24 protein-coding genes are annotated in these 20,297 nt (G+C 70.3%); 13 read left to right on the plus strand and 11 right to left on the minus strand.

Annotated elements, in window-relative coordinates; genetic code table 11:
- Positions 1 to 42: 42 nt before the first annotated feature.
- Positions 43 to 1,065: a Ppx/GppA phosphatase family protein gene (locus FHX82_RS02515; RefSeq protein WP_145935329.1), complete on the minus strand. Its 1,023-nt coding sequence runs from the start codon at positions 1,063 to 1,065 to the stop codon at positions 43 to 45.
- Between the two features lie 52 nt (positions 1,066 to 1,117).
- On the opposite strand from FHX82_RS02515, the gene FHX82_RS02520 reads away from it, so the two are divergent.
- Genes FHX82_RS02520 through FHX82_RS02535 form a run of 4 tightly spaced genes read left to right on the plus strand, consistent with a single transcriptional unit; the run spans position 1,118 to position 4,263 of the window.
- Complete coding sequence (locus FHX82_RS02520; protein WP_145935330.1) at positions 1,118 to 1,459, plus strand: hypothetical protein; 342 nt, start codon at positions 1,118 to 1,120, stop codon at positions 1,457 to 1,459.
- Positions 1,460 to 1,477: 18 nt separating this feature from the next.
- Positions 1,478 to 1,798: a divalent-cation tolerance protein CutA gene (gene cutA, locus FHX82_RS02525; protein ID WP_145935331.1), complete on the plus strand. Its 321-nt coding sequence runs from the start codon at positions 1,478 to 1,480 to the stop codon at positions 1,796 to 1,798.
- Positions 1,799 to 1,831: 33 nt separating this feature from the next.
- On the plus strand, positions 1,832 to 3,136 hold the full coding sequence (locus tag FHX82_RS02530; RefSeq protein WP_145935332.1) for a glycoside hydrolase family 1 protein: 1,305 nt from the start codon (positions 1,832 to 1,834) through the stop codon (positions 3,134 to 3,136).
- A 44-nt stretch (positions 3,137 to 3,180) separates the two neighbouring features.
- Positions 3,181 to 4,263: an MBL fold metallo-hydrolase gene (locus tag FHX82_RS02535; protein ID WP_145935333.1), complete on the plus strand. Its 1,083-nt coding sequence runs from the start codon at positions 3,181 to 3,183 to the stop codon at positions 4,261 to 4,263.
- A gap of 42 nt (positions 4,264 to 4,305) precedes the next feature.
- Here FHX82_RS02535 and FHX82_RS02540 read toward each other — a convergent pair whose 3' ends face one another.
- Entirely contained in the window at positions 4,306 to 4,680 is a 375-nt protein-coding gene (locus FHX82_RS02540) for a PPOX class F420-dependent oxidoreductase (protein WP_145935334.1), read from the minus strand.
- Positions 4,681 to 4,810: 130 nt separating this feature from the next.
- Complete coding sequence (locus tag FHX82_RS02545) at positions 4,811 to 5,194, minus strand: hypothetical protein (RefSeq protein ID WP_145935335.1); 384 nt, start codon at positions 5,192 to 5,194, stop codon at positions 4,811 to 4,813.
- A gap of 232 nt (positions 5,195 to 5,426) precedes the next feature.
- Here FHX82_RS02545 and FHX82_RS02550 point away from each other — a divergent pair, with 232 nt between their 5' ends.
- Genes FHX82_RS02550 through FHX82_RS02560 form a run of 3 tightly spaced genes read left to right on the plus strand, consistent with a single transcriptional unit; the run spans position 5,427 to position 7,868 of the window.
- A complete protein-coding gene (locus FHX82_RS02550) occupies positions 5,427 to 6,191 on the plus strand; it encodes a metal-dependent hydrolase (protein WP_145935336.1) in 765 nt (254 codons plus the stop codon).
- Positions 6,192 to 6,201: 10 nt separating this feature from the next.
- Positions 6,202 to 6,744: a TetR/AcrR family transcriptional regulator gene (locus tag FHX82_RS02555; protein ID WP_145935337.1), complete on the plus strand. Its 543-nt coding sequence runs from the start codon at positions 6,202 to 6,204 to the stop codon at positions 6,742 to 6,744.
- A gap of 11 nt (positions 6,745 to 6,755) precedes the next feature.
- Positions 6,756 to 7,868, plus strand: a complete 1,113-nt coding sequence (locus FHX82_RS02560) for a hypothetical protein (RefSeq protein ID WP_145935338.1) — start codon at positions 6,756 to 6,758, stop codon at positions 7,866 to 7,868.
- Between the two features lie 12 nt (positions 7,869 to 7,880).
- Here the strand turns inward: FHX82_RS02560 and FHX82_RS02565 are convergent, their stop codons facing one another.
- The 6 genes from FHX82_RS02565 to FHX82_RS02590 all read right to left on the minus strand — a co-directional run bounded on the left by FHX82_RS02565 (position 7,881) and on the right by FHX82_RS02590 (position 14,012).
- Positions 7,881 to 9,086, minus strand: coding sequence for a hypothetical protein (locus FHX82_RS02565; protein ID WP_145935339.1), 1,206 nt, complete (start codon positions 9,084 to 9,086; stop codon positions 7,881 to 7,883).
- Complete coding sequence (locus tag FHX82_RS02570) at positions 9,083 to 9,409, minus strand: hypothetical protein (RefSeq protein WP_145935340.1); 327 nt, start codon at positions 9,407 to 9,409, stop codon at positions 9,083 to 9,085. Before FHX82_RS02570 ends, FHX82_RS02565 begins: the two co-directional genes overlap by 4 nt.
- A complete protein-coding gene (locus tag FHX82_RS02575) occupies positions 9,409 to 9,900 on the minus strand; it encodes a YbaB/EbfC family nucleoid-associated protein (RefSeq protein WP_145935341.1) in 492 nt (163 codons plus the stop codon). The genes FHX82_RS02570 and FHX82_RS02575 overlap by 1 nt, the downstream gene beginning before the upstream one ends.
- 68 nt (positions 9,901 to 9,968) lie before the next feature.
- The gene (locus FHX82_RS02580) at positions 9,969 to 11,426 is read right to left on the minus strand and encodes an NAD-dependent succinate-semialdehyde dehydrogenase (RefSeq protein WP_145935342.1); all 1,458 of its coding nucleotides are present in this window, start codon (positions 11,424 to 11,426) and stop codon (positions 9,969 to 9,971) included.
- A gap of 97 nt (positions 11,427 to 11,523) precedes the next feature.
- Positions 11,524 to 13,119 (minus strand): ABC transporter permease, encoded by a 1,596-nt coding sequence (locus FHX82_RS02585; RefSeq protein ID WP_145935343.1) that lies wholly within the window; start codon positions 13,117 to 13,119, stop codon positions 11,524 to 11,526.
- Entirely contained in the window at positions 13,116 to 14,012 is an 897-nt protein-coding gene (locus FHX82_RS02590) for an ABC transporter ATP-binding protein (protein ID WP_145935344.1), read from the minus strand. Before FHX82_RS02590 ends, FHX82_RS02585 begins: the two co-directional genes overlap by 4 nt.
- 92 nt (positions 14,013 to 14,104) lie before the next feature.
- Here FHX82_RS02590 and FHX82_RS02595 point away from each other — a divergent pair, with 92 nt between their 5' ends.
- Positions 14,105 to 14,587, plus strand: coding sequence for a GbsR/MarR family transcriptional regulator (locus FHX82_RS02595; protein WP_221215313.1), 483 nt, complete (start codon positions 14,105 to 14,107; stop codon positions 14,585 to 14,587).
- Between the two features lie 263 nt (positions 14,588 to 14,850).
- Here the strand turns inward: FHX82_RS02595 and FHX82_RS02600 are convergent, their stop codons facing one another.
- A complete protein-coding gene (locus tag FHX82_RS02600; protein WP_145935345.1) occupies positions 14,851 to 15,432 on the minus strand; it encodes a TetR/AcrR family transcriptional regulator in 582 nt (193 codons plus the stop codon).
- A gap of 483 nt (positions 15,433 to 15,915) precedes the next feature.
- Between FHX82_RS02600 and FHX82_RS02605 the strand changes: the two genes are divergently transcribed.
- Positions 15,916 to 16,539, plus strand: a complete 624-nt coding sequence (locus FHX82_RS02605; protein ID WP_145935384.1) for an NAD(P)-dependent oxidoreductase — start codon at positions 15,916 to 15,918, stop codon at positions 16,537 to 16,539.
- Here the strand turns inward: FHX82_RS02605 and FHX82_RS02610 are convergent.
- A complete protein-coding gene (locus FHX82_RS02610; protein WP_145935346.1) occupies positions 16,536 to 16,883 on the minus strand; it encodes an SRPBCC family protein in 348 nt (115 codons plus the stop codon). The two genes, FHX82_RS02605 and FHX82_RS02610, sit on opposite strands and share 4 nt — an antisense overlap.
- A 207-nt stretch (positions 16,884 to 17,090) precedes the next feature.
- Here FHX82_RS02610 and FHX82_RS02615 point away from each other — a divergent pair, with 207 nt between their 5' ends.
- The 4 genes from FHX82_RS02615 to FHX82_RS02630 all read left to right on the plus strand — a co-directional run bounded on the left by FHX82_RS02615 (position 17,091) and on the right by FHX82_RS02630 (position 20,279).
- Positions 17,091 to 18,239, plus strand: a complete 1,149-nt coding sequence (locus tag FHX82_RS02615; RefSeq protein WP_145935347.1) for a C1 family peptidase — start codon at positions 17,091 to 17,093, stop codon at positions 18,237 to 18,239.
- A 24-nt stretch (positions 18,240 to 18,263) separates the two neighbouring features.
- A complete protein-coding gene (locus FHX82_RS02620; RefSeq protein ID WP_145935348.1) occupies positions 18,264 to 18,893 on the plus strand; it encodes a hypothetical protein in 630 nt (209 codons plus the stop codon).
- Between the two features lie 304 nt (positions 18,894 to 19,197).
- Complete coding sequence (locus FHX82_RS02625; protein WP_183176574.1) at positions 19,198 to 19,803, plus strand: RNA polymerase sigma factor; 606 nt, start codon at positions 19,198 to 19,200, stop codon at positions 19,801 to 19,803.
- Positions 19,800 to 20,279 carry a carboxypeptidase regulatory-like domain-containing protein gene (locus tag FHX82_RS02630; protein WP_145935350.1) on the plus strand — a complete coding sequence of 160 codons (480 nt, stop codon included), beginning with the start codon at positions 19,800 to 19,802 and terminating at the stop codon, positions 20,277 to 20,279. Before FHX82_RS02625 ends, FHX82_RS02630 begins: the two co-directional genes overlap by 4 nt.
- Positions 20,280 to 20,297: the final 18 nt, after the last annotated feature.

Consider the following 20,297-nt stretch of genomic DNA (forward strand, 5'->3'; position numbering starts at 1 on the left):
GTCCCTGGGGTTCGGCTACCCCCGGCGTGAGGAGGCGACACCTCAGGCGTTGAGGCGATCCGGCACGGGACGCAGCACGGCGGCGTCTGATGACGGGTTCACCGTCCGGATCGTCTCCAGCGGCAGGGTTCCGTCGTGGACCTGCAGGCCGGCGAGGTGGTGCAGCATGATCCCCTCGCGCAGCGCCCACGGGCAGATGTCGACTTCCTTGATGTCCAGCGAGCTCATCGTCGCCTTCGCCACGATCGCGCCCGCGAGGATCTGCCGCGCGCGGGACGCCGACACGCCACGCAGGCGCGCGCGTTCGGCCGCGCGCAGGTCGGCGAGCTTCGGAATCCAGCGGTCCAACGCGTCCTGGCGCAGCGTGCGGCGGACGAAGGGGCCCTTGCGCTGCGGCGCCGCTCCGGCGAGGCGGGCGAGTTGCTTGAACGTCTTCGAGGTACCGACGGCGCGCGAGGCGGGGCCTTCCCAGCGCAGCCGGTCGGCGACCTCGCGCAGCATGTCGCGGACGTGCCGCTGCATGTCCTTCACCTGGCCCCGCGACGGCGGGTCGTCCCGCAGGAACTGGCGGGTCAGGCGGCCGGCGCCGAGCGGGAGGGACAGCGTCAGGTCGGGTTCGGCGTCGCGGCCGAGTGCGATTTCGAGCGAGCCGCCGCCGATGTCGAAGACCAGGATGCGGCCGGCGGACCAGCCGTACCAGCGGTGCGCGGCGGCGTAGGTGAGGCGGGCTTCGTCCTCGCCGGTGAGGTACTGCGGGCGTACTCCGGTGCGCTGCTCGATGCGGTCGAGGACGTCGTCGCGGTTCGTGGCGTCCCTGATGGCGGAGGTGGCGAACAGGAAGAGCTGCTCCACGCAGTGTCTTCGCGCCGCCGCGAGCGTGACGTCGACCGCCTCGACGGCACGGTGCACACCCTCCTCCGAGAGGGAGCCGTCCGCCTCGATCAGCTCCGCGAGCCGCGTCGGCTCCTTCACGGCGAGCGCGGGCAGCGGCGGTGCGCCGGGGCTCGCGTCGACGATCTGGAGCTGTGCGCAGTTGGAACCGATGTCGAGTACGCCTAATCGCATGAAGACCGAAGTACCCGTTTAGGTGGTCGTTCACACGGCTATCTCCCAGATCATGGCTACCGTTCAGTACAGCGCCCCCGCGGACCTGCCCGCCGACGACGCGTTCACCTTCATGACCAGCGCGTCGGACCTGGCGGCCCTGCTGCCGGGCGCGAAGACGGTGCGGACGGAGCACGCCTCACGGCAGTTCACGTGGGACGACGGCGGTGCGCTGCGGGTGCTGGACCGCGGCGCGAACCAGTGCGAGATCGAGATCTCGGTCGACACCGAGCGCGACGCGGAGCAGGTGCGCCAGGAGTTGGCCGAGGCGGTGGCCGCACTGGCGCACAAGGCGAGCGCGGCGCGCGACGAGGCCGAAGGCGAGGCGCACGGCCCCGGCGGCGGCTGGGCCTGACGGCCTTACGCTGGGCGCATGACCGAGCACGTCGTCGTCACCACCACGACCGACAGCGAGGACGCCGCGCGGGACCTGGCCGCGCGGGCGGTGGAGGCGAAGCTGGGCGCGTGCGCGCAGATCGTGCCCATCACCAGCGTGTACCGCTGGGAGGGCGAGGTCCGGACGGACCCCGAGTGGCGGGTGGAGATCAAGACCGCGGCGGACCGCGTGCCGCCGCTCGTCTCGTTGCTGCAGGAAGCCCACAGCTATGACCTGCCGGAGATCATCGCAACCCCCATCGAGGGCGGGAGCGCGGAGTACCTGGCGTGGCTGGTCTCGGAGACGCGGGGCGATTGACGCGGCCGTGAGGCGAACGTAAATTTCTTTCGCATGTTGCGCCGGAGTCTCGCCGTCGTCCTGGTCGCTCTCCTCTCCCTGCTCGCGTGGCAGCCCGCGCAGGCCGACGACTGGTCCCGCGCCTTCTACTGGGGTGTCGCGACCGCCGGATACCAGTCCGAGGGCAGCGCGCCCGACAGCAACTGGTCCCGGTACGTGGCGCGCAGCGGCGACGTCGACCCGTACGGCAACGCGGTCGACTTCCGGCACCGCTACGCCGAGGACATCCAGCTCGCCGCGGACATGGGCGTCAACACCTTCCGGTTCAGCGTCGAGTGGGCGCGCGTCGAGCCGCAGCCCGGGGTGTGGGACGCCGCCGAGCTGGCCTACTACGACGATGTCGTGCGGCACATCCGCGACGCCGGCATGACCCCGATGATCACGCTCAGCCACTGGGTCTACCCCGGCTGGGTCGCCGACCGCGGGGGCTTCGCCGATCCCCGGTCCGTCGACGACTTCCTCACCTTCACCGACCACGTCGTCGAGCGGTACCGCGACCTCGGCGTCCTGTGGGTGACCTTCAACGAGCCCGTCGCGTTCCTCAGCCAGGAACTGAAGATCGGCGCGCTCAACCCGCTGCAGATCCCGCTGTGGGAGGCCGACGTCGTCCAGGCCCACCGCCGCGCGTACGACCTCATCCACAGCCTCGACCCGACCGGCAAGGTCACCAGCAACCAGGCGTTCTACGCGGGCTTCAACCCCGTGACCGACTTCCTGGTCCTCGACCAGATCCGCGACAAGCTCGACTTCGTCGGCCTCGACTACTACTACGGCGTCAGCCTCGACAACCTCACCGCGATCAACGCGATCTCCGGCGACCTGTGGAACATCAAGCTGCAGCCCGAAGGTATCTACGACGCGCTGCGCTACTACGCGAACCGCTACCCGAACCTGCCGCTGTACATCGTCGAGAACGGCATGCCCACGGACAACGGGCAACCCCGCGCGGACGGCTACACGCGCGAAGCCGCCCTGCGCGACTCGATCTTCTGGGTGCAGCGGGCGAAGGCCGACGGGATCGACGTGATCGGCTACAACTACTGGAGCATCACCGACAACTACGAGTGGGGCAGCTACCGGCCGCGCTTCGGGCTGTACACAGTGGACGCCCTCACCGACCCGTCGCTGACCAGGCGCCCCACGGCCGCCGTGCCCGTGTACCGCGACGTCATCGCCCGCGGCGGCGTGCCGGACGGCTACCGGCTCGTCCAGGGACCCGCGACGTGCTCGCTCGTGGACGCGCCGCTCAGCTGCCTCGCACCCGCGAACCCGAACGGCCCGCTCGCTCACCTGGGTTAACGCGGTCTCAGGAAAGATCGACCCGGAGTAGGTAGTTTCGAGCTATGGCGAGACGACTTCGGTGGCTGGTCCCGGCGACGCTGGGTGCACTGGCCTTGGCGGCGTGGGAGATCCCCCTGGCCTTCGGCGGCCGCCCTGACCTCGAGGTGATGAAGCGGTCCCCCCAGTTCCGCGACGGGCGGTTCCAGAACCTGGCCCCGCCAGTACCGCAGGACGTGAACAGCGGAGGGAGCCTGCTCCGGGAGATGCTGTTCGGCGGGCAGCGCCGCAAGCCGGCGGGCCCGATCCCACTCGTGCCACCGGCGCCCGATCACCCGCAAGACGGACTGCACGTCACCTGGTACGGGCACTCGTCGTCACTCGTCGAGATCGAGGGCCGTCGGGTCCTGATCGACCCGGTGTGGGCGAAGCGCGCGTCGCCGTCCCGGCTCGTGGGCCCGAAGCGGATGCACGAGCCGCCACTCGCGCTGGAGGAACTGCCGCGGCTCGACGTGATCATCGTGTCGCATGACCACTACGACCACCTCGACGCGGCCGCCATCCGGACGCTGACCCGCACGCAGCAGGCGCCGTTCGTCGTCCCGCTCGGGGTCGGCGCGCACCTGCGGCGGTGGAAGGTGCCGGTGGAACGGATCATCGAGCTCGACTGGCACGAGCGCACGGAGATCGCCGGGGTGGGCATCACCGCGGCCGACGCGCAGCATTTCTCCGGCCGCGCCTTCACCCGCAACAACACGCTGTGGGCGTCGTGGGTCATCGCGACCGCGAACCGCCGCGTCTTCTACACCGGCGACTCCGGCTACTTCGGCGCTTACAAGGAGATCGGGGAGAAGTACGGGCCCTTCGACGCGTCGCTCGTGCAGATCGGCGCGTACCACCCGTCATGGCCGGACATCCACATGACGCCGGAGGAGGGCGTCGCCGCGCACCTCGACGTACGCGGCGGCGTGCTGGTCCCGGTGCACTGGGCGACGTTCCGGCTGGCGCTGCACGCGTGGAACGAGCCGGCGGAACGCGTGTGGCGGGAGGCGAAGGCCCACGACCTCACGCTCGCGGTGCCCCGCCCCGGCGAACGGATCGACCTCGACAACGTGCCCGCCATCGACCCCTGGTGGCAGGCGCTTTAGCTCCCCCGCCCGCCACCACCCTCAACGGCACGCTGCACGCGGCTAGCCCATCCCGAGGGTCCGGGTGATCCGGATTTCCAGCACCACGCGTTCGGGGTTGGGGCGGGGCTGGCGGTAGCGCGCGGCGTAGCGCTCTTCCGCCTCCCGCACCGACTCCGGGTCCTCGCGCACGACGGCGATGCCCTCCAGGGTCGACCAGCGGGGCCCGTCCACCTGGCTCACCGCGACCCGGGCCTCACCCGCGGCGCGGATGTTGCGCGCCTTGACGCTGTCACGCGAGCAGATGATCCGCGCGACGCGGAACTCCTCGTCGACGGTCACCCCGACGGGCACGACGTGCGGCGATCCGTCGGCGCGCAGCGTGGTGAGCGTGCACAGGTGGCGTTCCCGCCAGAACTCCCGCAGCTCCGGACTCATCCCGTGGTCCTTTCTGTCAGACCCTCTTGCCAAGATCATCCTCATGATGGGCCGCACGCGCCTGCTCGGCGGGCGGGACGATACAGACGAGGGCGAGGACAGGGGGAAAGCAGGCTGCTGGCGGTTCCGGTCAGCCGATGCTCAGCGCGAATCCGGTGGTCGACGCCTGCTCCTCGGACTCCCAGATGACGCCGCGGTTCACGTTGCCCACGTGCGCGCCGTACAACGGCCTCCCACGGGGGACCTCTTCGACCGTGAAGTCGTAGGTGCCGTTGTCTCCGGTGAGGTAGCCGACTGCCAGGACGCTGTTGCTGTTGTCGACGATCTCGACCTGCGCACCGGCGGTGATGTCGCCGTAGCCCAGGCAACTGGTGCTGCAGTTGACGGTGACAGTGCCGTGGACGGTGAACATCTCAGACGCGACGGGTGTGAGTTGGCGACTGTCGCCTCCGAACACCCCGGTAGCGGCGAGTGTTACCGAGGTGGCGGCAGCAGCCAAGGCGATGACCAGCACGATCCACGGTGTGGGGTTCCTCCTGCGCCTCGGTTGCGGCTGTGGCCCGGGGTAGTAGTGGGGGCTCGGTTGCGACGTCATTGTCCACTCCAGATGCTCGCGTGGTGTGCCAGTCGCGCGCAGCTATCCCTGCGTTACGGCTTGGCGTTGTGCAGCGGTCCCGCTCCAGGGCACGCGAAGCAGGGCGTCGATAACCTCCGTGTTGATCAAGCAAAGGAGAGACCCCCCGTTGATGGGCCGCACGCACGCACTCACCGGCTGGTGTGCCGGACTCGCCGTCGCCCCGCTGGTGGGCGCGAGTTCGGTGCACCAGGCCGTCGCTTTCGCCGCCACGACGGCCGGCTTCGCGCTGCTGCCCGACCTGGATCATCCCGGAGCGGGCGCGTCGCGGTTGCTCGGGCCGGTCACGGGCGCGTTGTCCTGGCTGCTGCGCCGGTTGTCTTCGATCCTGTACGCGATCACGAAGGGGCCGCGCGACGAGCGGCACCGCGGGATGCACCGGCACCTGTCGCACACCGTGTTGTTCGCCGCCGGGCTCGGGGCGCTCACGATGTGGGGCACCCGCGCGGGCGGCTGGTACGCCGTCGCCGGGGTGGTGGTGTTCGGGCTGCTGCTGGCTTCCGACGCGCTGGGCGACTGGCTGTTGCTCGTCGCCGCCGGGGCCGCGGTGTGGTGGGCGCGCACGGCGAGCGCGGAGGGCGAGCTGCAGCAGCTGACCGGCTGGCTGGGGCTGGCCGTCGCGGTCGGCTGCGTCACACACTGCCTCGGCGACGCGCTGACCGAGGCCGGTTGCCCGTTCCTGTTCCCGGTGCCGATCGCGGGCGAGACGTGGTACGAGCTGCGGCCGCCGTCGTTCCTGCGGTTCCGCACCGGCAAGCGCGTGGAGAACCTGCTGGTCTTTCCGGTGTTCATGGTGCTCGGGGTGCTGCTCGTGCCCGGCGTGTGGCACGGGCTGACGGGCTTGTTCGAGCAGTCGACGGTGCAGGCGGGCCAGTAGACTCGGGGCGGTGAACAGTCCGAGGCCCGCCCTGCGGGCCGACGCCCGCCGCAACCGCGCGCGCGTGCTCGCGGCCGCGCAGGAGGCGTTCGCGGACGAGGGGCCCGGGGTCCCGCTCGACGAGATCGCGCGCCGCGCGGGCGTCGGCGCGGGCACGGTGTACCGGCACTTCCCGTCCAAGGAGTCGCTGTTCGAGGCCGTTGTGCTGGACAGCATCGAGCGGCTGGCGGGGCAGGCCGAGGCGCTGCTGGACGCGCCGGACCCGGGTGAGGCGTTCTTCGGGTACTTCGAGACGGTCGCCGAGCAGGCGCTGTTGAACAAGGCCCTGTGCGAAGCCCTCGAATCCACGGGCGAGGCGATGGCAAGGCCGGAGGTGCCGGAGTTCCACTCGCGGTTGGGGGAGCTGCTGCGCCGGGCGCAGGAGAGCGGTGCCGTCCGCGCCGACATCGCTGCGGAGGACCTGCCCGCGTTGCTGGCGGGGCACCTCGCCATTCGGCGCCAGACTTCGCGGGGCGCGGTGGCCCGTATTCTCGTGGACGGTCTTCGCCCCTAAACTCCTCCACCATGACCCGAATTCGGCTCGGCTGGGAAACGAGATCCGATCAGATCGCGGTACTGGTGGACTTCCTGATCGTCGGTCTCGGCCTGGTGCTCCTGGGTTCGCTGAGCGGCTGGACCGGCTGGATCACGGTGCCGATGATCATCGTTGGAGTGGTGTTCCTGCTGGGTATGGGGCTGCGGATGCTCGGCTGGGATTCGCTGCGGTGGCCACGCGATCTGGTGGTGAGCGGCGACTACGTCGGTTACGAGACCAAGACTTTCGACAGTGCGATGGGTAAGGCGTTCCGGATCTCCTGGGACAAATTGGGCGCTTTGGCCTATCACTCCGATTCGGACGCCCCTGAACGTTATGGGGCGGCCCTGGTGTTCTTCCCGAAATCGAAGGATTTTCCGGACCACGTGACGAGCCCCGTTCTGGTTCGCCTGCACCGGAATTCGGCGGTGAAGTTCCGCCTCCCCCGCGCCGCGGGTGTCGCGGAAGCGATCAGCGCGGAGGCTCCGCAGGACTGGCAGCGGATCCCGTCGGGTCACTGGGACGCGCTCGTGGCCGCGCCCGGGGTCTCACCGCAGGTGATCCCCGAGCCGGACCCCCGCCCGCCGGTGGTGGTGAACGTCAACCGCCGGGCCGTCGGGCAAGTTCTCGTCGGCGGCGTGATAGCCGGATGCGTGGGGGCGGCCATGATCGCGGCGGCCTTCACGTCGAAGCAGGTCGAGGTGGGCATGCAGGTCTTCCTGACCCTGTTCGGCGCGCCGTTCATCCTGCTGGCTGTGGTGTCGGTGCTGGGGTTGCCCATGGTCGGCCGGAAGCGGAACTTCGTGATCGACGCGGACAGCTTCACCTGGGACGACCCGAGCGGCGAGGGGTTCACCTACAGCTGGCACGACATCACCTCCGTGGCGGCGCACACCAGCATCAGCAGGAAAGCACCGGGCAGCTGGGCGGCTCGTCGGCGCATTGACGAGGTACTGGTGCACACCCGGGAACGGAACGAGACCGTGTCCCTGGGGACCCAACCCGCCACCGTCGCCCGGGTGGCCCAGGCGGTCCAGCAGTTCGCGCCCCAGCTCTGGGCCGGGGCGCGCACGGGTACCGCGGGTCCGTTCCAGCTCAGGTAGCCCGGCGAAACCTCACTCGCCCTCGCCGTCGGACTCCTCTTCGCCGTGCTCCTCCTCGTAGGACTCGGCGGCTTCGTTCGACCGGTCGGCCTGCTCGTTCTCCTGGCGGCGGGCTTCGGTGCCCACCGCGACGGCGTCGCCGTAGCTCGGCTTGGCGGGATGGCCTTCCTCGGTCCATTTGTCGAGGTCGAGGAAGCTCTTGTCGAGCGGGCTCGCCTCACCCTCGGTGGCTTCGCGGATCTCCTGCGCGGTCCGCTTCGCCTCGGTGGCTTCCTTCAGGTCCTTGCCGGCCTGCGTGAGACTGTTGGCAGCCGATTCGGCCTTGGTGGCTGCGTTGAGGCTCTTGTCAACGATCTTGTCTGCGGTCTTGCCGACCTTGGCCAGTGCGTTGGCCGCACCCTCGATGGCGGCCCTGGACTTGTTCGCGTTCTTGGCCAGCGCCTCCAGCTTGGCCACGATCTTCGCGATCCGGGTGCTGATCTTCTCGGCGAGGATTCCGCCCTCGACCACGGAATCCGCGATGAAGGCCGCGACGGTGCCACCGAACGTGAGCAGTGCCGACGCGGCTGCGGCGAGCCCCTTCACGACCAGATCGCCGATGAACTCGGAGATCATGTCGCGGATCAAGCCGCGTTCGGTGCCCACGATCGCCGCTGCCACCTGCATCGCCGTGGACGCACTCTGCGCGTGCCCGGCCGCGCCGCGCAGAGAGTCGGCATAACCCTGCGCAGTCTTCTGGTAGGCAGCCGGACCACCTTCGCCCTTGTAGGACTGAGCGGTCTTGGCGGCCGACTGTTCGTAGGTGTCGGCCGTCTCGTTGAGCGACTTGGAGATGTTCTGCCAGGTCTGCGCCTTCGCCGTGACGGCTTCCGGATTGCCCGCGAGCTTGTCCAGCCCCTCCTTGAGGAAGCTGATGTGTTCGATGAGCCAGCCGATTCCCGCGCTCGCTAACGCATCCATCGGGTTCATGGCCGCGCCGAGCAGATCCAGCCCGTCGGTTGCCACGTCCATCGCGGCGTTGGCCCAGTCGCCGTCGGAGAAGTCCTTGACCGTCGTTGCGACGTCGTTGAACAGGCCCGATCCGGCGGTCTGCGCGGGTGCGTTGTCGATGGCGCTCGCGCCGTCCTTGCCGAAGCCCGTCGTGAAGCCGGAGGGTGACTCGGAGGTCGCGACCAGCGGGTTCTCGCCGCTCTCGGTGGTCGTCTCGGTGGAGGTCATGCCTGGAGGTCCTTACCGATCGCGGTGAGCTTCGCCTTCGAGTTCTCTTCGTGGGTGGACAGGGCCTCGTGCGTGGTCTTGACCTTGTCGGCCACGTCGTGGCCCGCGTCGCCGAGGGCCTTGACGAAGCTGGTCGCGCTGGAGATCCAGTACTCCACCCCCAGCGCCACCACCTGCCCGACGATGCCGAACGCGTTCATGTCGCCGAGGCCCTGCGCCGCGCCGGTGGCGTCGATCGCCTGGTGCACCTTTTCCGCGACCTCGCGCACCTCCGGCTCGTGCGCCGCGAGCGCGTTCAGGTCCGCTTCGTATCCGCCTGCCATCACCAGCCCCTTTGCATGAACGAACCGAAGTCGTCGCCGTCGTCGTCCGGCCGGGGGCGCTGCGGTCGCGGCGGCTTCGGCGGCGCGGGCGGAGGCGGGGGCGCCGCCTGTTCCTCATTGAGGACGAGCCGGCGGTCCGGCTGCGGCGGTTGTTCCTCCGGCACTTCGGGCGCGGGGAACTGCTCTTCCAGGAAATGCATCGCGTCGCTGTCGGTGCCGATCACCGGCGCCATGATCGCGGTTATCTGCCGCGCCGCCTGCGCCTGTGCGCGTTGCGCGGTGGCGACGACGGTGGCCGCCAGCTGCTCCAGCGGCAGTTCGCGTGCTTTCGCCCCGAAGGCGAGTTTCTGCAGCGCACCACTGGCGTTGACGGTCACGGTCGCCGCGCCGTCCGAACTGGACAAAGTGGCCGACAATTCCTGCAGCCGAGCCTTGGCCACTTCGGCTTTGTGCTTGATGTCCGCTATACCGGCGTCCCCGGGCGAATTCATGCTCACTCTGATGGAGCTAAGCCGATCCCGGTTCCGCGAACAAGCGGAAACGTGGAATGTCTGTTTTGCTATTCTTTCAGCCCCAGTGCCAGGTATTTCACGTCCAGGTACTCCTCGATGCCCTCGTCGCCGCCCTCGCGGCCGAACCCGGACTGCTTCACCCCGCCGAAGGGTGCCGCCGCGTTCGACACCATGCCGGTGTTGATGCCGACCATCCCGGTCGACACCCGCTCGCCGACGCGGATGGCGCGGTCGAGGTCCCGGGTGAACAAGTACGCCACCAGGCCGAACTCCGTGTCGTCGGCGAGGCGCAGCGCCTCGTCCTCGGTATCGAACGTGGTCACGGGCGCGACCGGGCCGAACACCTCCTCGTGCAGGATCCGCGCGTCCGGCGGGACGTCGGTGAGCACGGTCGGCGCGTAGAAGAAGCCCTCGCCGTCCACCGGCTTTCCGCCGGTCGTGGCCCGCGCGCCGCGGGAAAGTGCGTCGTCGACCAGCTCCACCACCTTGTCGCGCTGGTCCGCGCTGATGAGCGGGCCGACCTTGACGCCGTCCTCCGTGCCGTGCCCGACCTTCAGCGCCGACATCTCGTCGGTCAACCGCCGCACGAACTCCTCGGCGATGGAGGAGTGCACGTGGAACCGGTTGGCGGCCACACACGACTCGCCGTTGTTGCGCATCTTCGCGGTGATGGCACCGGAGACGGCGTCGTCGAGCGAGGCGTCCTCGAACACCAGGAACGGCGCGTTGCCGCCCAGTTCCATCGACATCCGCTGCAGGTTCGGCGCACACTGCTCGACCAGCTTGCGGCCGACCTCGGTGGAGCCGGTGAACGACATCTTGCGGATGCGCGGGTCCTCCAGCGCCGGGCTGACGACCCGGCTGGCGGAGGTCGTCGGCAGCACGCTCAGCACGCCGTCGGGCAGCCCGGCCTCCTGTAGCAGGGCCGCGAGGTTGAGCATGGACAGCGGGGTGAGCTGCGCGGGCTTGACGATCATCGTGCAGCCGGCGGCGATGGCCGGGCCGAGCTTGCGGGTGCCCATGGCGAGTGGGAAGTTCCACGGCGTGATCAGCACGCACGGGCCGACGGGCCGTTTCGTGACGATCATGCGCCCGGTGCCGGCGGGGTTGCGGCCGTAGCGGCCTTCGACGCGCACGGCTTCCTCGGAGAACCAGCGGAAGAACTCGGCCGCGTACGTGACTTCGGCCTTGGACTCCTCGACGCTCTTGCCCATTTCGAGGGTCATGAGGCGGGCGATGTCGTCGGCGCGGTCGGTCATGAGCTGCCATGCGCGGCGCAGGATCTCGCCGCGTTCGCGCGGCGGGGTCGCGCCCCACTCCTCCTGCGCGGCAACGGCCGCCTCGATGGCCTCGCGGGCGTCGGCGTCCTGAGCGTCGGCGACCTCGCAGAGCTGCTGCTCGTTGCCGGGGTCCTGCACGGCGAACCGGCTGCCGTCCGCGGCGTCCCGCCAGCGGCCGGCCAGGAAGATCTGCTTGGGTACGCGGTCGATCAGCTCGCTGCTCATGCGGGCGGACTACCCGCGCCCTGGTCGGCGTAAGCGTGCCGTACGCGAAGAGCCCGGACCCCCGACCGGCCCGGGCTCCACTGCGAGGCGCAATCGATTACCCGATGTCCCGCCGCCTGAAACCCGCCAACCCCGCAACGAGCGCGATGAGGGCGATTCCGCTCAACCACACCAACGGCGTCACCGTCAGCGTCGCGGTCGGGAGTTTCGGCACGTGCGTGAACGGCGAGACGTCCAGCACCGCCTGCGGCAGCCGTAACGCCGGCCCGTACAGCGCGATCGCCAGCGAAAGCGACGCGACCGACCAGCCCGCCGTCGCGGCCTTGGGCACGATTCCGAACAACAGCACCGAAATCCCGGCGACCACCCAGACCGCGGGCAGCTGGGCGACCGTCGCGCCGAGCACGCGCGGCACCTGACCGCCGACGTCTCCCACGCGCAACCCGTGCAGCAGCCCGGCGGCCACGCCGGCGACGACAAGCAGCAGCGCGCTGCCCAGCAGCGAGAACACCAGGTGGCTCGCCGCCCACCGCAGTCGCCGGACGGGCGTGGCCAGCAGCGGTTCGAGCCGGAAACCCGTTTCCTCGCTTCGCATCCGCAGGTTCGCCTGCACCGCGAAGACCGCCGCGACCATCCCGAAGATGCCCGCGATCGCACCGAGGTAGGAGTCGACGAGCGCGGACGTGCCGCCCATCCGCTCGAACACCTGCCGTATCTGCGGGCTGTCCCCGACGAGACCGCCGATCCCGCTCGCGAGCGAACCGAGCACCGCGCCCATGACCGCGAATCCGACGAGCCAGCCCGTCAGCGTTCCGCGGTGCAGCCGCCACGCGAGCGCCAACGGTGACCGCAGACCGGGCGCGGCGGTGGCCGGGCCGGGCCGCGACGGGAAGATGCTCAACCCGACATCGCGCCGCGGCAGCAGCCCGTACGCCAGCCCGCACAGCACGACAGTCGCGGCGAGCGGCAGCAGCACGACTGCCCAGCGCTCCCCGGCGAACGCCCGCAACTGCGGAGCCCAGCCGAGCGGCGACAGCCACGACAGCCAGCTGACGTCCTTCGCGGAGTCGCCGACGCCGCGCACCAGGAACGCGAGCCCGAGCACCGCCGAGGCCAGCCCGTTCGCGGTGCGCGAGTACTCGACGAGCTGCGCGGTCACCGCCGCCACCGCGCTGAACACCCAGCCCGTCGAGGCGATGCCGAGTCCAAACGCGACAGACCCGGCCGCCGGCATTCCTGTCGCGACAAGCGTTATCACGGCGACCAATCCGGTGGTCAGTGCGGCCGCTCCGGCCACGAGCAGCGCCGCGGTGAGCGCGGCGAACCGCCCCAGTACGGCGGACGACAGCAGTTCCTGCCGCCCGGTGTCCTCCTCCTGGCGGGTGTGCCGGGTGACCGTGAAGACGCAGGCCAGGGCGGTGAACAGGGAGAGGAACGCGAGGATCCGCCACGCGGTGAAGCCGCCCGCCGTGGACAGGTCGAACGCGGGCCCGTAGAGCAGCGTGACCGAGGGGTTGGCCGCGGCGCCCGTCGTGAGGGAGCTGCGGCTGGCGGCGTCGGGGTAGAACTGCTCGTACGTCGCGGCGATCGCGGCCGGGAGCACCCCGAGGACCAGCACCCAGACCGGCACGACGACCCGGTCGCGCCGCAGGGCGAGGCGCACCAGCTGACCGGTGCCGGCGAGTGGGTTCATTTCGCCGCCGCCTCGGTCTGGTAGTGCCGCAGGAACAGCTCCTCGAGCGTCGGCGGCTGGCTGGTGAGGCTGCGCACGCCCACGTCGGTCAGCCGGCGCAGCACCTTGTCCAGCGAGGGCGTCTCGACGTCGAACCGCACCCGGCTGCCCTCGATCCGCAGGTCGTGCACGTCGGGCAGTGAGGACAGGCCGTCGGGGTGGCCGGCGAGCTCCGCGGTGATCGAGGTCCGGGTGAGGTGGCGCAGGTCGCCCAGCGTGCCCGACTCGACCGTGCGGCCGTCGCGGATGATGCTGACGCGGTCGCACAGGGCCTCGACCTCGGCGAGGATGTGGCTCGACAGCAGCACCGTGCGGCCCTGCTCGCGTTCCTCCTGGATGACCTCCTGGAAGGTGGCCTCCATGAGCGGGTCGAGGCCGGAGGTCGGTTCGTCGAGCACGAGCAGGTCCACGCGGGACGCGAGGGCGGCGACGATGGCGACCTTCTGCCGGTTGCCCTTCGAATAGGTGCGGCCCTTCTTCTTCGGGTCGAGGTCGAAGCGCTCGACCAGGTCCGCGCGGCGGCGTTCGTCGAGCCCGCCGCGCAGGCGGCCGAGCAGGTCGATCACCTCGCCGCCGGACAGGTTGGGCCAGAGGTTGACGTCCCCGGGCACGTAGGCGAGGCGGCGGTGGAGTGTCGCCGCGTCGCGCCAGGGGTCGCCGCCGAGCAGGCGGACGTGCCCGGCGTCGGCCCGCAGGAGGCCGAGCAGGATGCGGACGGTGGTCGACTTGCCCGAGCCGTTCGGGCCCAGGAAGCCGTGCACCTCACCGGTGGCGACCTCCAGGTCGAGGCCGTCGAGGGCCCGCGTCGCGCCGAACGACTTCCGCAGGCCCGAGATGGAGATGGCGTTGTCCATGGCGGCGAAGCTACGCTGAATTCACAAACTTGTGAAGTTAGGAAAACGTCAAGATCAAGTGAAAACTGGAGGGGATGAGAGAGGATGATCCGATGCCGACCGACCCCGCCGTGTCGCTGGACGACGCCGTGGTCCGGTTCGTCGAGAACTTCGCGCTCGCGCTGACGGAGGCCGGTATGCCGCGCATGCCGTCGCGGGTGTTCGCGGCGGTGCTTGCCAGTCCGGAGGGCAGCCTGACCTCGCAAGATCTGACGGAGATCCTGCGGATCAGCCCGGCGGCCGTGTCGGGGGCGGTGCGGTACCTGGGGCAGGTGGGCCTGGTGCGGCGGGAGCGCCGCCCGGGCGAGCGGCGCGACCGGTTCATGGTGCGCAGCGAGTACTGGTACGAGGTGATCACCAAGCAGGACAACCGGTACCAGGCGATGCTGGGCGACCTCGCCGAGGGCGTCGAGGCGTTGGGGGCGGACACCCCGGCGGGCCGGCGGGTGCGCGACACGCACGACTTCTTCGCCTTTTTGGCCGAGGAGATGCCGAGGATCGTGGAGCGGTGGCGAGCGGTTCGAGAGGCGGAGTGATCGGTGGTGGTTCGCCGCGGTCATGCAGGCTGCGGAAGCTCCTCCACATGACGAGCGGCCGTGGCTTTCCCCGTGACGGTGTCGCCTGGGTGGGAGGCGCTTGACCTGGGCGGTGCGACTGCGCCAGCCGGGCGTGTGGCGCTCGCTGGGCGGGACCGATGGGTCGTCGCAGCTCGTCGCACCGCTGCTCGGCCCCTGACGAGCACCGCACGCCAACCGGTCAAGCGCCGCCGATCTAGCCGCTCCTGCGCGTCCGACCAGCTTCACCCCCCGTTGCGCAGGAGGGGCTTGACCAGGCTCCGGGCGAGTGCGTCGAGGCGGCCGGGGAGCGGGAGTTCGCCTTCGTAGTGGTTCAGGAACGCCTGCTGGAAGCACGCGCCGAGCAGGAGGGCGGTCATCGCGACGGGGTCGGAGAACGGGGGCAGCCTGCCGAGCTTCTGCTCGCCCCGCAGGTACCGGACGAGCTCGGTGTGCGGCGTGCGTGGTCCGGCGCCGCGCTCGTGCACGGTTTTCCGGTGTGCGGCCAGCAGTTCGCGCGTCGAGAACACGGACGCGGCGATCGGGAAGCTCTCGGTGTAGAAGTCGAGCGCCGCCCGTGCGACGCGGGTCAGGTTCGCGTGCACCGTGCCCTTGCCCGGTTCCAGTTCGGCGAGCACCGTGCCGAGTCCGGGCAGCTGTTCGTTCAGCACCCCGAGGAAGATCTCCGCCTTGTCGGCGAAGTGCTTGTACAGCGCGGCTTCCGAGTACCCCGCCGCCCGGGCGATCTCCTTGGTCGTCGCCCGCGCGTACCCCCGCTCCCGCATGATGCGGCTCGCCGCCGCGAGGATCTCGTCCCGCGTGCCCAAGTCTCAGCCCCTTCTCGGTACCTGCTTGACGGGTTAGTGAGTGCTCACCAACTATAGCTGGTGAGCACTCACTAACCGAGGAGGTCAGGCATGAGACTCACGGTTTTCGGCGCGACCGGCGGAACAGGGCGCGAGATCATCCGGCAGGGGTTGGCGCGGGGGCACCACGTCGTCGCGGTGGTACGGCCGCGGGGCGGCGCTCCCGCGAGTGACGCGGCACAAGGTGATCGGGCGACGCAGGGAGGCAGTCCGGTGCAGGATGGCCGTGCGGTCCCGGAAGGTGGCGCGGCGCGGGACGGCAGTGCGGCCCCGGAAGGTGACGCGGCGCGGGACGGCAGTGCGGCCCCGGAAGGTGGCGCGGCGCGGGACGGCAGTGCGGCATCGGAAGGTGGCACAGCGCGGGATGACCGTGCGGTACTGGAAGGCAGCGCGGCGCAGGATGGCCGTGCGGTATCGGACGGTGGCACAGCGCAGGACGACCGCGTGACGTGGGAAAACCCTGCGGCACAGCACACCGGCCCGGCCGCGGGCGCTCAACTCACCGACCTCACCCAGCACCACGCACCCATCCACCCCCGACTGGACCTCCCCGCCCCCGAGCGGCTCGACGTGGTCACTGCGGACGTGTTCGACCCGGCAGCCATCGCCGACGCGATACGGGGGAGCGACGTCGTCCTCACCGCACTCGGGCCACGCGACCGCGGCCCGAGCCGGGTCTGTCGTGACGGCGCCGCTTCCATCATCGCCGCTATGAACGAGGCAGGCGTCCGGAGGTTGCTGGCCGTCAGCAACAGTGGCATGCACACGGAGGGAGATGGGCTGTTCACCCGCCTGGTCGTCAAGCCGATCCTCATCCGGGTGTTGCGTGAGGGTTTCGCCGACATGCTGGAAATGGAACGGCGCATCACCGCGAGCTCACTCGACTGGACCATCGTCCGCCCGCCGCGGCTGACCCGTGGGCCGCACACCGGACGGATCGCACACAGCGTCGGGCGGAACGTCCGCGGCAGGTTCACGATCTCCCGCGCCGACCTCGCCGACTACCTCCTGCGCCTGGCCGAGAACGGCCAGCACAACAGGCAAGCGGTCTCCGTCGCGAAGGGCTAACCCTCCAGAAGCGCCTTCAGCGTCCGGAGATCCTTCGTCACGGCCTCGGCGTCGGCGGCGTACTGCTCGTCGTCCATGTCCGGCAGGCGGAACAGCGTGAACTGCACCTCGGTCCCGTCACCGTTGCGGACGACGCGCATCGGCACGTGCACGTCCTGCCCCGGCAGGTGAACCGTGTGGTCGAGCACTCCGAACTCGTTCCGCGGCGCGGACGTGACCGGCGCGCTGCTGTCCATTCCGGAGGCCCATTTCGCAGAACTTCCCGGCTCCGTCAGAAAACCGTAGACCTCGTCGTAGGGGCGTTCGATGCGGACGCTCAGCACTCGTGAAGGCAGTGTCGTCATGTCGCGAAGTCTGCCCGCTCACCCGTCGCGTGGCTTGAACGAATCGGACACGGGGACCACGGCGAGTAGGCGCCTGCTACGCCGAACGGGTGAAAGTAGCCGCATCCGACCAGGCCCTTCCAAAAAAATTCTGCCGGTGTGTATCTGCGCCGCCCCCTGCTGCGTCATAGGAGCGTCGGTTGAGTTGGCCCCCTGTTGGAGGATGCAGTGAGCACCCACCATCCCTGCGAAGAGGAGATCGCGGCGATCCGCGAATCCCTTGCCGCGCTTGGGGAACCGTGGCAGGTCGGGGAAACCCGGCTGAGCAGGCTGGGGGCCGAGTCGCGTGCGGTGCGGCTGGGGGTGCCGGCCCCGAGCGTGGCCGAGGTCGAAGCCAGGGCGGAACTGCCGGGGCAGATGACCGAAGCCGCACTCGGGGCCGCCGGCCAGCAGTGCACGGCGCCGCACGCGCCGTCGGGGGAGCTGCCGCGGGCGTTCGACCTGCGGCGGACGTGCGGCGGCGACTACACCACGCCCGTCAAGGACCAGGGGGAACGCGGCACGTGCACCGCGTTCGGGGTGGTGGCCGTGCTCGAGGGGACGGCGGCCTACACCCGGCGGGCGGCGGGGCTGAACCTCGACCTGTCCGAGGCGCACCTGTTCTTCGGGCAGGGCACCCCGCGGCAGATCAACGGCCAGGACGGGGCCTGGCCGGACGACCTGCTGGGTGACTGCGTCTCCACCGGGGTCACGTTCGAGGACTACTGGCCCTACAGCGACACCGGTGGGGGCCGGCTGAACCCGGACTGGCCGCACCGCGTCGTGCACGCGGAGAAGATGGTCGACCTGACCCGTGACCCGGCAGGGATCAAGCACCACATCTACGGGTACGGGCCGGTCACCGCATGCATGGTGGTCTACGAGGACTTCTTCCACTACACGGGCGGCGTCTACCGGCACACCACCGAGGAGACCCGCGGCGGGCACTGCGTCGCCCTGATCGGCTGGGACGACGAGCAGGGTTGCTGGATCGGGAAGAACTCGTGGGGCACCGGCTGGGGCGAGGGGGGCTTCTTCCGGATCGCCTACGGGGAGGCGTTCGTCGAGGACTATCCGGAAGCCCGCCCCACCACGCTCGGCTGCACTGGCACGACCCTGCGCGCGTGGCTGCCCGCGCAACGCGCGCTCCGGCTGTTCGCGTCCGCTGAGGACGGACGCGGATGGGCGCTTCTGGAGAACCTGGGGTGGACCCGGCTCTCTGGGGGGACGAGTGGCGCGCACCAGCTGGCGCTGCTCGCGGACGCGCGGGCGGGCGGTTATCCCGTCAGTCCGTACGTCGAGAACTACGAGTTACGAATGGTCCAAACCACCTTCTGATCGTGCGAGCAGGGGAGCGATGCGATGACCACGAGTGAGACCGAGAACCCGGCGACCGGCTCCGGGGAGGAGCCCGAGCCGCAACCGGTGACCAAGCCCAACGGCGCCTGGGACCCGAACACCCCGCCCACCGGGGCCTGGGATCCGAACACTCCGCCGCCCACGGGTGCGTGGGATCCCAACACGCCGCCGCCCACCGGGGCGTGGGATCCGAACACTCCGCCTCCGACGGGCGCTTGGGATCCCAATACTCCGCCTCCGACGGGTGCATGGGACCCCAACACCCCGCCGCCCACCGGGGCATGGGATCCCAATACCCCGCCGCCGACCGGCGCCTGGGATCCGAACACTCCGCCGCCGACCGGCGCGTGGGATCCGAACACCCCGCCGCCCGCGCCGCAGCCCGGCAACGGGCAGTCGCTGCCGCAGAACGGCGGCACGTGGGTGCGCGACCGCGTCATCACGCACCTGATGTCCTCCAGCGGACGGCCGGGTGTGTGGGCGTTCGTCGCGGGGCTGGGCTGGAAGCGCCTCGCCTCGGTGGAGTCGGGCCGCAGCCCGCTCACCGGGCTGGCGGTGCTGGCCAAGGCCAACGGGCTGACGGTGTCCTTCCGCGAGAACGCGCAGGGGCAGATCGACCAGCTGCTGGTCTGACGAGCTGGTGGTGACCGGCAGCCGAGGGGGCCGCCGGACGCCACCGTCGAGCGGACCGCCGAAGGAGGTTCGGGGGAGGCTTCGGGTGCGGTCCGCGGTGGCCGTCGAAGGACGGTCGCTGGGTGCGATGGCCGAGGGGGAAGGCCATCGGGTGTAGGGGGGAGCCGGTCGGCGTCGCAGGGCGTCGGCCGGCGCTACGCCATTCGAGTGACATTTGTATCTGATGGCCGAAGCACTTCTCTCTATCGGCGAAGGCGGGATACTGCGTGCGTCGAAGCAACCGACGAGAGCGGGGGCGAACGGGGTGACGGGAGTCCACACCGCCGAGGCCGGCCCGCCGTGGGAAGGCCTGCGGGGACCCGAGCTGTTCGAGGCCTGCCTGCGAGCGGCACGAGAAGGAGACAAGCGGGGTCTCGACCGGCTGGTCGCCGAGCTGACACCACTCGTGTGGAACGTCGCGCGCGGCGCCGGGCTGGACAAGCACACCGCGGAGGACGTGGTGCAGACGGTCTGGCTGGCGCTGCTGAGCCACCTCGAACAGCTGCGCGAGCCCAAGGCGCTCGCGGGCTGGCTGGTGACCACCGCCCGGCACGAGGCGCAGCGGGCCAACGGCCGCAAGCAGCCGCCGGTGCCGTTGACCGACGAAATGGCCGAAGCCGTTCCCAGCACGCTGCCCGCCCCGGAGGCCGAGGCGCTGCGCACGGAACGGGACCGCCGGATCTGGCTGGCGTTCGGCAAGCTTCCGCAGCGGTGCCAGGAACTGCTGCGGCTCACGGTGCTCGCCGGCCGTGCCGAGTACCGGGTTGTCGCCGAGGCACTGCACATGCCGCGGGGCAGTATCGGGCCCAACCGAGGCCGCTGTCTGAAGACGATGCGCGAACTGCTGGACATCGAAGGGGGCAGCGCATGAACGAGATCACCGTGCCGGAGGGCGCGCATCCCGGCGACGAAGCACTGCTCGCCGACCTGGGGCGCGTGCTCCAGGCGTACGACCCACCGCCCGCCGGACTGGTGGAGCGGGTCCAGTTCGCACTGGAGCTGGAGAACCTCGACGTCGAGGTCGCGCGGTGGGAGCGGGCGGGCAGGCTGACGGGCGTCCGCAGCAGCGTCGACCAGGGGACCATCACGTTCACGGTCAGCGACCTGACGGTGATGATCAACCTGACGAAGACAGGGCGTTGTCACCGCATCGACGGCTGGCTGGTTCCCGCCGGGCGGCACGGGGTCGAGGTGCGGGTGGCCGAGCACGGGTCGTCGTCCACGGAATCGGACGAAGGCGGCCGGTTCGTACTGGACGAGGTGCCGCGCGGGACCACGCAGATCGTCATCTCCGTGGGCGGCACGGCGGGCAGGCGCACGGTCGTGACCCCCGCGGTGGTGCTCTGACCCTCACCGGCTGTATCC

The organism is Amycolatopsis bartoniae, from assembly GCF_014191255.1.
Taxonomy (GTDB): Bacteria; Actinomycetota; Actinomycetes; order Mycobacteriales; family Pseudonocardiaceae; genus Amycolatopsis_E; species Amycolatopsis_E bartoniae.

Coding starts and splice junctions, on each gene's coding strand:
- FHX82_RS02515 (WP_145935329.1), bottom strand. CDS start 1,065: ATGCGATTAGGCGTACTCGACATCGGTTCCAACTGCGCACAGCTCCAG.
- FHX82_RS02520 (WP_145935330.1), top strand. CDS start 1,118: ATGGCTACCGTTCAGTACAGCGCCCCCGCGGACCTGCCCGCCGACGAC.
- cutA (WP_145935331.1), top strand. CDS start 1,478: ATGACCGAGCACGTCGTCGTCACCACCACGACCGACAGCGAGGACGCC.
- FHX82_RS02530 (WP_145935332.1), top strand. CDS start 1,832: ATGTTGCGCCGGAGTCTCGCCGTCGTCCTGGTCGCTCTCCTCTCCCTG.
- FHX82_RS02535 (WP_145935333.1), top strand. CDS start 3,181: ATGGCGAGACGACTTCGGTGGCTGGTCCCGGCGACGCTGGGTGCACTG.
- FHX82_RS02540 (WP_145935334.1), bottom strand. CDS start 4,680: ATGAGTCCGGAGCTGCGGGAGTTCTGGCGGGAACGCCACCTGTGCACG.
- FHX82_RS02550 (WP_145935336.1), top strand. CDS start 5,427: ATGGGCCGCACGCACGCACTCACCGGCTGGTGTGCCGGACTCGCCGTC.
- FHX82_RS02560 (WP_145935338.1), top strand. CDS start 6,756: ATGACCCGAATTCGGCTCGGCTGGGAAACGAGATCCGATCAGATCGCG.
- FHX82_RS02565 (WP_145935339.1), bottom strand. CDS start 9,086: ATGACCTCCACCGAGACGACCACCGAGAGCGGCGAGAACCCGCTGGTC.
- FHX82_RS02570 (WP_145935340.1), bottom strand. CDS start 9,409: ATGGCAGGCGGATACGAAGCGGACCTGAACGCGCTCGCGGCGCACGAG.
- FHX82_RS02575 (WP_145935341.1), bottom strand. CDS start 9,900: ATGAATTCGCCCGGGGACGCCGGTATAGCGGACATCAAGCACAAAGCC.
- FHX82_RS02580 (WP_145935342.1), bottom strand. CDS start 11,426: ATGAGCAGCGAGCTGATCGACCGCGTACCCAAGCAGATCTTCCTGGCC.
- FHX82_RS02585 (WP_145935343.1), bottom strand. CDS start 13,119: ATGAACCCACTCGCCGGCACCGGTCAGCTGGTGCGCCTCGCCCTGCGG.
- FHX82_RS02590 (WP_145935344.1), bottom strand. CDS start 14,012: ATGGACAACGCCATCTCCATCTCGGGCCTGCGGAAGTCGTTCGGCGCG.
- FHX82_RS02595 (WP_221215313.1), top strand. CDS start 14,105: ATGCCGACCGACCCCGCCGTGTCGCTGGACGACGCCGTGGTCCGGTTC.
- FHX82_RS02610 (WP_145935346.1), bottom strand. CDS start 16,883: ATGACGACACTGCCTTCACGAGTGCTGAGCGTCCGCATCGAACGCCCC.
- FHX82_RS02620 (WP_145935348.1), top strand. CDS start 18,264: ATGACCACGAGTGAGACCGAGAACCCGGCGACCGGCTCCGGGGAGGAG.
- FHX82_RS02630 (WP_145935350.1), top strand. CDS start 19,800: ATGAACGAGATCACCGTGCCGGAGGGCGCGCATCCCGGCGACGAAGCA.